Here is an 11,093-nt window from a genome sequence, read left to right on the forward strand (position 1 = left end):
CAATGAGGTAGCAAATGACAACTGCAAGTACCGAAACCCTTGAGTTTCAATCCGAGACCAAAAAACTGCTCGATATCGTCATCCATTCCCTCTACACGGAGAAGGATATCTTCCTGCGGGAGTTGGTGTCGAACGCCGCCGATGCTTTGGAAAAGATGCGCCACTTCAATCTTACCGATCAGGAGATCTTTGATAAGGACGTACCCCTGGAGATCAACATTGCCGTCGATGAAAAGGAGAACACCATCACTCTGATCGACACCGGTATCGGCATGACCCGTGATGAACTGATCGCCAATCTCGGCACCATCGCCCATTCTGGTTCCAAGACCTTTCTTACCAGCCTGAGTGAGGGCGCTCAGAAGGACGTTAATATTATCGGTCAGTTCGGGGTCGGTTTCTATGCGGCCTTCATGGTCGCCAAGCAGGTTCGGGTACAGTCCCGCTCCTATCAGATCGGTGATCCTGGCCATGAATGGAGTTCCGACGGCACCGGCAGCTATACCGTCAGCCCGTGTCCTGGCCTTCATCGCGGCACGAAGCTGATCATTGAGTTGACCGAGGCAGCGAAGGATTACGCGAAAGATGAGACGATCAAACGGATTATCAAGCAGTACTCAAGTTTTGTGCCCTTCCCGATCAAGGTGGCCGGCGAGACGGTGAATACGGTCCAGGCCCTGTGGACCAAAGGGGCTTCCGAGATCAAGGACGAGGAGTATTCCGATTTTTATAAATTCGTCGGCAACGCCTATGATGAACCTCTTATGCGTCTCCACTTCTCGGCTGATGCGCCATTGGCCATCCATGCCTTACTCTTTGTGCCCAAGGAGAATTTTGAGAAGATGGGTTTTGGCCGGATGGACCCAGGTGTCAATCTGTACTGCCAGAAGGTCTTGATCGAACAGCACAGCGATAAGATCCTGCCGGAGTGGTTGCGATTCCTGCGCGGGGTTATCGACTCCGAAGACCTGCCCTTGAATATTTCCCGCCAAGCCTTGCAGGACAATACCTTGGTTCTTAAGATCAACAAGGTGGTGACCAAGAAGTTTTTGAAGTTTTTAGAGGAGCAGGCCAAAAACTCCCCCGAGACCTATCTCGAGTTTTGGAAGACCTTCGGCTTTTTTCTCAAGGAGGGTGCCACCACCGATTTTACTCACCGGGAATCAATCGCCAAGCTTCTGCGTTTTGAGTCGTCGACTTCGGAACCCGGAACCCTGACCTCCCTTGCCGATTACGTGGGGCGGATGAAGGAGGGCCAGCAGGAGATTTACTACATTAACGGGCCGAGCCGTTCGGCCATCGAGTCCGGTCCGTATCTGGATGCCTTTAAGAAGCAGCACATTGAGATCATCTACACTATGGAGCCGATTGATGACTTCGTGTTCAGCCACGTGGGCGAGTTTGACGGTAAGAAGCTGGTCTCCGCTGATCGTGCCGATTTAAAACTTCCTGAAGATAAAGAGGCGGCAGCAGAAGAGGCCAAGAACCACTTGGATACAGCTATCGCCACCTCACTCACCAAATGGATGAAGGAGGTTTTGGGCGAACGGGTGAAAGAGGTCAGTGAATCCAAGCGGCTGGTAGACAGCCCGGCCATCATCGTCAATCCCGACGGCTTCATGACCGCTTCCATGGAGCGGATCATGCGGGCATCGAGTCCGGACGGTCCCCGAGATTTCGGGGCCAAGAATCTTGAGATCAACACCGGTCACCAGTTGATCAAGGATCTCGCCGACCTGCGGGTTAAGGATGAGACCCTGGCCCGTCTGATCGTCGAACAGATCCACGATAATGCCATGGTGCAGGCCGGTTTGATGGTTGAACCGAGGACCATGGTGGATCGCAATTATCAGATCTTGGCCCGGGCGGTGAAAGGGTAGGGATGAATGACCGGGGGGGATCGCGTAACCCCCCCGGTCATTTAGGATCTCGCCGGCTTATACTTTTCTGAGGGGTGAGCCGGCGGGACTTTACAAAACAAGCCATGAACTTTCCGGTCTCCCATTTGACAATAAACTATCGGTTTGTCGTCGTTTGGAGTGGTTGACTTACAGTAATAAGATCAACTATTGAGGATTTCTGGAATATTTATGGTGGTGAGATGACATCTTTCATCTCTTCAGGAAAAAAGCCGATGACTAGGACTTGCTCTCCCTGCCATCGGCTTTGTCGTTTACCGACTACGAGTTAGTCAGTTTATGGTTTGAAACCTTGGATCATGTATGGCATTGAGTACAGTTTAGCTAGCTATCATGGGTTGGATTGCTACCGCTGCCACTGCTGTTTCAAGACATGTTGGTCCTTGTCGGGCAATCTGGTAGATGCCGGTTTTGTGCTGTCGGTTTGGCAGCAAGTTGCTGTTTTTCTTACCCCATTGTCATGACATGTATGTTGGCCTTAAGCAGGATGACAGGAGAGACAAAGCTTCTCGCGCTCCATCCTCAAAAATTTGCCAACCGTATTCTTCCCATGTGGCTCATGGCAAGTAATACATATAATTCTTTTCTGACTGTCAAGGGGAAGACTTTCAGGTGCTGTATTAGAGACAATGTCAAGTTTGTGATCTGTTATATTAGCCGCATGACAGCCAAGGCACAGGGAATTGACAGTCTCCCTGATATTCTCATCTGCTCCTCTTAGTTCATGACATGAGACACACTTTTTGTGCTCTGTTAAACAGTAGCCGCTACCTGCTGAAAAAAGGGTAATGAGTGTGATTATTATGGGTAAGGCTATTACCTTGATTGATCTCATTGTTCTCTTCCTCAAGTGTTATTCATTGGCCGGAGTAAACCAATTATACGTCTTGCCCTGAATGCTATGACAATTATATAAGCAATTTGTAGGACTGTTTCTGAGGCTGGAATAATTAGGTATATCCATGGTGCCATACTGGTCCTCTCCGACTGTATAACGATTGTATTGCATCTCGTCATAGACCCATCCTGATTGTGTATTCGAGCCATGCACGTTGTGACAAGCAATGCAGGTTATTCCTGAATTTTGAATCGAATCTCTGTATGCCCAAGTCCCAGCTTGTGCATGGAAGTAATGGAGATTAGAATATCCGGTCCAGAAGCCTCCATCATCGTAATTCTTTGCGCTTCCGTCATACCTATCTCTGAAATTCGTTTTAATATCTGTGATGTTATAAGGGGGTTGGCCATCGCCCCATGTATCGTAATGCCCACCACTCCTGTACCCCAAAACGGCCTCCTTGGTTATCCTCGGGTAGTTTTGATGGCAACTAAAGCACATCTCATAATGGCCTTCGTCCGTCAACGGATTGTAATAGGTACCTGGAGCGGGAAGAGTCAGGTTCTTACTTAGGAGCCCCACATTGTCAGAGCCATGGCCGTTTGAGTGGCAACCTGTAGTCGGATTTCCGTTCCCAAGACAGGTAAGACCCTGCTGCTTATGCCCGTAAGTCTTTTGCCAACTGGCCTTTACATCTTTGCTAGCCCTATAGGGAATAACACCGATTGTTGACCCGTCTGCAAAAGGACTCATATTGCCGTTTGCACCATTTGTATCATGACAGCTGAGGCAAAAATTCTCAGCGGTTGTCGGGTTGGCGGGATCATAGGCATATATTGCACCTGTGTCCGCATCCTTTAGCCTCACTGTACCCCCCATGTGCTGCAAGGTATCGTGACAGACCAGACAGGCGGTATTAGTGATCGGAGCGGTGCTGGAATTATACGTTACCCTGACCTGTATCCAATCCAAATGATTCGTGGTAGCCGGGGTAGAGGTAAAGTAATTCCGCACTCTCACCTTGAAGTTTGAGTTGCTCAATTTCGCGTTTTTCCATGTCGTACTCCATGTGAAATCTTTGAATTGGGTGGTTGCGGTATTTATTGGAAGATTAACAACCCCCTCGCCACTCCACGTTGTTCCCCCATCCCATGAAATCTGAATGATAAATTGCGAGGTTCTCGTTGTAGCAGCGGTATAAAATCCTGTAACGCCAATCTCTACTTTAGTTATAATCTGTGCATCACCAAGCAACGTAACGCCAAAGTTTTCATACAACTGGGTATTGCCATCACTAGTGCAAGTTGCATAAATGCTATCGAGAGCATAGGCATTGGCCGGGTCGGTAAAACCACCTGTACCGGCTGTAGTCGCCGTCGGGTTCTTCACCGTGACCTGTCCTGCAACAGGTGTTGTAATATGGTGGGTTGTCTTTTTGAAATCTCCTCCCGTGCCAGTCCCGTTTCCATTGCTGTCAACGATCTGTCTCCTGCTGTCCATGACACCCTTATGACAGGAAAGACATTCGTTATAGGCAATATGGGTAGGTGTCGGGCCTCCCCAGGTTGCATCATCGTGGCAGGCAATATTGCTACATGATCCACCGCCGGAGTTATAAGTGTAACTCAGAGTGCCAGCACTATTACCGATATCATACAGCTTATTTGCATGTTTCGTGGAATCCTTTATGGTATTGCCGGTCTCGGTCAAGGGCCAATGACACGCATTGCATTTAATATAAGAGTGAGCAGAGGCATTATGACTGTTGGCCTTTGGTGTGCCGTTTGGATATGATGGCCGTCCGGATGCATCTCCTCCGCCATGGCAACTGCCGCATGATGTAGCGCTTCCCCAGGCTGGTGAGGTGTTGGCAGCAATGCTTCTTGTCTCGCCAGTGTTTGTTGTGCCCCCTGTCCCATTGCTGTGACAATATACATTTGAGCAGCTACCATAAATATTGAGCATAATCGTGTCGCCGCTGTATACAGCATCGCTAAGCCAAGGATATGTCCCGGTGTCGAAGGTGAAATCAGCTTGGTTGTTTACATGGAGAGGCTCGTAACCGTAATGGCAGAATGTGCATGAAAGGGCCAGCCCTCCGTTGGCAGAGCCCGCATGCTTTAGGTGGCTGCCTAAAGTCGGAGGGTTATCCGCTGTCGTCCCATGGCATGTGCCGCAGGCAGCAGTAGAAGGATTGTCCCACACAGGAGTTGTATTGCTGCCTCCGTCAGGCGCCATGGTTGAACCATGGCAGTAGGCACTACATGTCTTAGTGCCTACTGTCGTTATCACTGTGCCACCACTACTGTCATAGGCCACACTGGACTGACCGTCATAACTTCCCCCACTGTATGCTCCATTGAAAATGGAAAATCCTAGTGTGATGTTACCGTTATTATGGGTCGCTCCACTGCCAGCGCTGTTCTGGTGACAGGTACTACAGCTATACTTGACCGCATGCAGTTCATGGGCCCCTGCTGTCAAAGAGCCGGTTATCTTGCCGTTTAGCCAGACTAGACCATCAGGCTGGGCAGCCGTGTTGTTTACAGGCGGAAAACCGTGACAGGCATCACATGTGACCTTAAACCCCTCTTTAGATAGGTGACATTGCGTGCAGCACGCCCCACTGTTGTGCGAAGCGCCGGTGCCGTCATTTTTATAGTATTTGGTCTCGGTGTGACACACCTGACAGATACCAGCCACAGCCATAGTGTCGTCTGTAAAGCCATTAGGATCAAAAAACTTCACCTCTCGGTCACCTTGAGATGTGGTAATCTTTTTCTTGATCAACTGACCATAGATAAGGCCAAAGGACTTGCCGGCATCAGTCGAATTGATGATACCCTTGACGGTGATAACGCTATCGTTGGCGCTGATAACCTGGTAGGTGTTTTCGGCCCTACCGGTATTGACCACTAAGATCAGACCTCGCTCAAAATCGGAGTTGGCATTTTTATTACCCCAACGGCTGCGGTCGGTCCAGTCGCCGGTCTGGTTGTCAGGCGGGACGTTGCTGTAGGCGATATTTGTGGTGTCGGTGAGAGTGCCAGCGGTGATCGTGCCAATAGTGCCGTTGACTAGATAGAGCTCGGCCGGATAGGTTTGCGTGCTAGGGTCAATCCATGCCAATTGGCCTTGATAATGGGGATCGTGACAATCAATACAATTGGATTCCCAAACGCCATGCAGCGATGAGCCGATAACCGTGCTGGAGTGGGTGCGCTGCAAGGGTATTTCTGCCCTCGAGCCGTCATGACAGTTACTACAGACATTGTTGGCTATGGTGTCTTTGCTCGGGTTTAGGCTCTGGTTGATTGGCGAATACCGCCACCACAGGGAATAACTATGACAGGAACTACAATGCACATCGCTGATGCTATTATGAGGGGCATCAAGGACAGAGGCTGCCGAAGCCATTGATGCAAAAAAGATCAGGGCCATGGATACGATAATACTTTTCTTAAACATTGTATTTCCCCTATCGTTGATGGTCTCACAAAAAGTCACGGGATGGCTAAGCAAAAGTGCGCTGCAACGCAGTAGGTCGGCCTTTTTGCGACGCCATCATCGTTAGTTCAATGCAACAATATCATATTTATATTTTCCTGTGGTGGACCAATCCATTACAGAAAGGCAACAGCCTAAGACCATACAATTTATGAATATAGTTGTGTGTGTGATGCGCAAGTGGGTATTGCGGGGTATTTTCTTTTGCTACCCATTTAGACCTCATATTAAGCAGCAATTATTGTTCCAATAAATTCCTTATTGTCATTATTTTTAATCCTATTTTCAACATCCTGATATTAAGGTGTTTTATTAGTGAAGGCGAAATAATTGACAGCATAATATTAACTACGTTTCTATTTACCGGGGCATTTTGCCATTGACCAAGAAGCCAAATAACCCAAAAAAATGAATTATCCCTCATTTCGGCACAAACGCAGACACAAACGGGATGCATAACAAGATTATTTTACTCACGGAGCGAGTGGACCGCTTCCCCTATTTAACCTTATCCACGGCAAATAGTGAGGAGCCAAACGATCCATCCCTATTATTACCACTTCCGCTTCTCCCCCCACAGTATCGCGCAAAGAGATTGACTTCCATAACGGCTCAGGCTACTTTTTCCCTTATTGAGTAAGGGGTGTGCTTGCTCCGATCGAATTGGATGGTGGCAGTGAATTCGTTGAAAAAGAGGTCTTGAAAAGTCTCCGTCTGCTGACCCAGAAGCTCTATCTGCGCAATCCGCAGGAATTCCGCAAGCAGGGACTGGAGACACCTCATGTAGCGACTGCGAAATTATTCAATCAGCTCGAGCACTGGTCGGATTCACCGATGAAAGATCTTGACTGGCAGGAAAATTTCAAGCTCAGTTTTGTCGAGGACTATCCGGGAGACCGTGTCCACACCTACATGAGCGCTCTCTTGACCATGATCATGGCCTCTTATGAGCATAAACAGACCTTTTTTTTCTGCGACGCCCTTGATGCACAGAAGCTCTACAACAGCGCTCGCAACATTGAGACGGCGGTGTGGAAGTTGTCCAATGCCAAGTTCCCGACTGGACAACAATATTTGCTTACCAACACCATGGATGATTTGGTAGATAACCTTAGCTTCGAGCGAGAGTTCGGTAAATTGATCGCCGATCAGGACCTGATGGCCTTAATTATTGAAGGTAAGAACAATCGGGTTATTAGCCGCATAGTTACCAGTGCGGCCAGTTTTATCTTCCTGCCGATTTAACCGTTCCTCAGTCTGACGTTTTCAGGAGACAGGCGTCAGGTCCGGCGAATGTCTTTGCTGTCCGTTCCGTCATCTTTATCACCTCGGCGATAACTCTTGGTAACGAAAAACCTAAAGCAGAACGGCATTGTTCATGACATCAGACTCAGAGCAGCAGAGAGGGGTTGCCGAATATATCCGGGCCTTGAAGGGTTCTTCCCGTTTTGGCCCTCAGGTGGTCCATCATGAGGAGCTTCCAGAGACGCCGGCCGTTTTCTCTGAGTTAGCCCGGCCGCTTCCCGCTGCCTTGGCTGAAGCCTTCGGGCAGGCAGGATACCGGAGTATTTTCAGCCACCAACAACAGGCGATTGACCTGATCCGGGATGGTCGGGACGTGATTGTCGCCACCCCCACGGCGAGCGGCAAGAGTCTCATCTATAACATCCCTGTGATGGAGCGGCTGCTCACCGATCCCAAGGCCCATGCCCTCTATCTCTTCCCGCTCAAGGCCCTGGCGCAAGACCAGCTGCGCTGGATCGACGAATTTGCCCACCGCTTGCCATCATTAGGGGAGCACCCGGCTTTGATCTGTGATGGTGATACCTCAAGTTACCGGCGTCGTAAGATCCGCCAACAGCCTCCCCGTATCCTGATCACCAATCCCGACATGCTCCATCTCTCCATGCTGGGGTATCATGAGAACTGGGCTGCTCTGTGGCAAGGTCTGACCCATATCATCATCGACGAGGTCCACACTTATCGGGGGGTCTTTGGCAGCCACATGGCTTGGGTGATGAGGCGGCTCTCCCGTATCTGCGATAGATTCGGAGCTCAGCCCCAATTCGTTCTCTCATCGGCCACCGTGGGCAACCCCGGCCAATTGGCCTATGACCTGTTGAGCCGGGAGGTCGAAGTGGTCAGCGAAAGCGGTGCGCCCCGAGGGACCCGGCACTTCATCTTTTTCAATCCGCTTGACTCTGCGGCCTTTGCCGCCAGCCAGCTCCTTGAGGCGGCGCTGAAGCGGGGGCTACGCACTATCGTTTATACTCAAGCCCGTAAGATGACCGAACTAATCTTCATCTGGACCCATGAGCGGCTGGGATACCTGAAGGAGAAGCTCACCTCGTATCGAGCCGGCTTTCTGCCCGAGGAACGGAGGGAGATCGAGGCCCGGTTGACCTCCGGTGATCTTTTGGGAGTGGTCTCCACCAGCGCCCTGGAACTCGGCATCGATATCGGCAGTCTCGACATTTGCATCTTGGTCGGCTATCCGGGGACGATCATGGCCACTTGGCAGCGCGGGGGCCGGGTGGGGCGGCGGCAACGGGACTCTTTGGTCGTGATGGTGGGGCAGGAAGACGCTTTGGATCAATACTTTATGCGTAACCCCCGCGATTTTTTTGACCGGGGGGTGGAGTCTGCGGTGTTGAACCCCGGAAACGTGGCGATTGCACGGCGGCATCTGCTCTGTGCCGCGGCCGAGATGCCGCTTAAGGCGGATGAGCCTATTTTAGCCGAGGCAGCGGCCCGGGAGGCGAGAGCGGAACTGGTGGTTGATGCCGAATTGTTGACGGGATCAGACGGCCGCACCTGGTACACTGGACGCAAGTACCCGCACCGCCATGTCGACATCAGGGGCAGCGGTCACTCCTTTGTTATTCGGCAGGCAGGTGGTGACGGTCGAGAACTGGGTCGCATTGATGGCCCCCGTTGTCTTAAGGAGTGTCACCCTGGCGCCATTTATCTGCACCGGGGCGAGACCTGGCTGATTACTAATCTCGATCTTGATGGGCATGAGGTGACGGCGCAACGCAAAAGTGTCAATTACTTCACTCGCACCATGGGCAGTAAGGAGACCGAGATCTTGAAAGTTACTGCGGTGGCGGAGCGGCAGTCGGTGGAGCCTGGCTTCGCCTGCCGGGTATCGCTTGGTCGGGTGAAAGTCACTGATCGGGTCAGCGGTTATCAGCGTCGTCTGGTCAGCGGCCACCAGGTGATTGCCACTGTTCCTCTTGACCTGCCGCCCACAGTCTTTGAGACCGAAGGTCTGTGGATTGAGATCCCTGAGGGGCTGCAACGGCGAGTCGAAGATGAGCGCTTCCACTTCATGGGCGGTATCCACGCCCTGGAGCACGCCGCCATTGGGATCTTTCCACTCTTGGTCCTTTGTGACCGTAACGACGTGGGCGGTATCGCCTATCCTTTTCATCCCCAGCTCGGCAAGCCCGCTGTCTTCATTTACGACGGTCATCCCGGTGGGGTGGGACTTTGTCGTGAGGCCTTTGGCAAAATCGGCGAACTGCTTGAGAAGACGCGGATGGTAATCACCTCCTGTCCTTGCGAAACCGGTTGTCCCTCCTGCGTCCATTCGCCCAAGTGCGGCTCGGGCAATCGGCCCATCGACAAGGCGTCAGCCCGGTGTCTGCTCGAAGGACTGCTTTCTGGTGGTCGGGAGTCAGATTTTTCCAAGATGAGAGTGGAGGTCGACGAACAGGATAAGAGTCTACCGTCGGTCCCTGAACCAGGGTCTGAAGGAGCACAGGATGAAGAGGCAAAGGCTTTGAGGATTACGGCGCATTACGGAGTCTTCGATCTCGAGACCCAGAAATCGGCTGCCGAGGTCGGGGGCTGGCACCTGGCCGAGCTGATGCTGGTGAGCGTGGCCGTGGTTTATGATTCCGGGCTTGATGATTATCTGGTCTTTCGAGAGGGGGAGGTGGAGAGGCTGATTGCCCATCTACGGACCTTCGATCTGGTGGTGGGCTTCAACAACAAGCGTTTTGACAATCAGGTGTTGTCCGGCTATGGCTGTAACGATCTGGCCAGTCTCCCCACTGTAGACATTTTGGAGCAGGTACAACGACGGCTTGGCTATCGGATCAGTCTGAACAGCCTGGCCGAACATCCCCTGGGAGTGAAAAAATCGGCCGACGGGCTCATGGCCCTGAAATGGTATAAGGAGGGTCGGATTGATAAGATCATCGATTATTGCCGCCAGGACGTCCAAGTGACTCGTGACCTCTTCCTCTTTGGTCTCAAGAATGGCTACCTGCTCTTCAAAAATAAGGCGGGCAGCACTGTTCGTTGCCCAGTGGATTTCTCCCTGAATCCGGGACGGAAGTGATGTATTGACGCCTTGGGAATAGATCACCCCAGCCCTCTGTCCTGGTGGTCTCCACCATCGTTCTCCCCCTGTCCCCTTAATTGATATTTTCTCATGGGACGCAGTTCTTACCGTAATTATGAATCCTAGCTAAATTTTTTTACATGGGTATTTTGACAGGAATGTGGGGGATATCTCGTCTCTGTGGGTTATATCGCCTCACCATCTTGCCAAGCAACTACAGTGAGTCCTCTACACCGTGTACCTGCCCTTCTCTGACCAGATAAAGCGGCTAACTATTAAAAACCTCTTATAGATATCTAGTAATTATACCTATGGTCCGCTGATTGCAATAGGTTGCTGGAAACAATCATGCCAAACCCGTTGTAAAATGGGGACGGAAAGCCACGGGTCCATCGGGATAGCCGGGTTGCCTACCAGAGAGATAGGAGCCCGGCTTTTTTTTATTAGCTTGTTCCCACAACGGTCTCTTTTAGTCTCG

At 51.1% G+C, this 11,093-nt stretch carries 5 protein-coding genes and 1 riboswitch; of the genes, 3 read left to right on the forward strand and 2 right to left on the reverse strand.

All coding sequences use genetic code 11. From position 1 onward, the window contains the following. Positions 1 to 14 precede the first annotated feature (14 nt). Complete coding sequence (htpG, locus tag FP815_10680; GenBank protein MBA3015401.1) at positions 15 to 1,880, forward strand: molecular chaperone HtpG; 1,866 nt, start codon at positions 15 to 17, stop codon at positions 1,878 to 1,880. Positions 1,881 to 2,397: 517 nt separating this feature from the next. Here the strand turns inward: htpG and FP815_10685 are convergent. Next, on the reverse strand, positions 2,398 to 2,754 hold the full coding sequence (locus FP815_10685) for a hypothetical protein (protein ID MBA3015402.1): 357 nt from the start codon (positions 2,752 to 2,754) through the stop codon (positions 2,398 to 2,400). A gap of 18 nt (positions 2,755 to 2,772) precedes the next feature. Next, positions 2,773 to 6,225, reverse strand: coding sequence for a CxxxxCH/CxxCH domain-containing protein (locus FP815_10690; GenBank protein MBA3015403.1), 3,453 nt, complete (start codon positions 6,223 to 6,225; stop codon positions 2,773 to 2,775). Between the two features lie 684 nt (positions 6,226 to 6,909). On the opposite strand from FP815_10690, the gene FP815_10695 reads away from it, so the two are divergent. Continuing rightward, positions 6,910 to 7,509, forward strand: a complete 600-nt coding sequence (locus FP815_10695) for a hypothetical protein (protein MBA3015404.1) — start codon at positions 6,910 to 6,912, stop codon at positions 7,507 to 7,509. A 133-nt stretch (positions 7,510 to 7,642) separates the two neighbouring features. Next, positions 7,643 to 10,612, forward strand: coding sequence for a DEAD/DEAH box helicase (locus FP815_10700; GenBank protein ID MBA3015405.1), 2,970 nt, complete (start codon positions 7,643 to 7,645; stop codon positions 10,610 to 10,612). A gap of 343 nt (positions 10,613 to 10,955) precedes the next feature. Continuing rightward, positions 10,956 to 11,029: riboswitch (cyclic di-GMP riboswitch) on the forward strand. The last annotated feature ends 64 nt before the right edge of the window (positions 11,030 to 11,093 follow it).

Source organism: Desulfobulbaceae bacterium (assembly GCA_013792005.1).
Classification (GTDB): domain Bacteria; phylum Desulfobacterota; class Desulfobulbia; order Desulfobulbales; family VMSU01; genus VMSU01.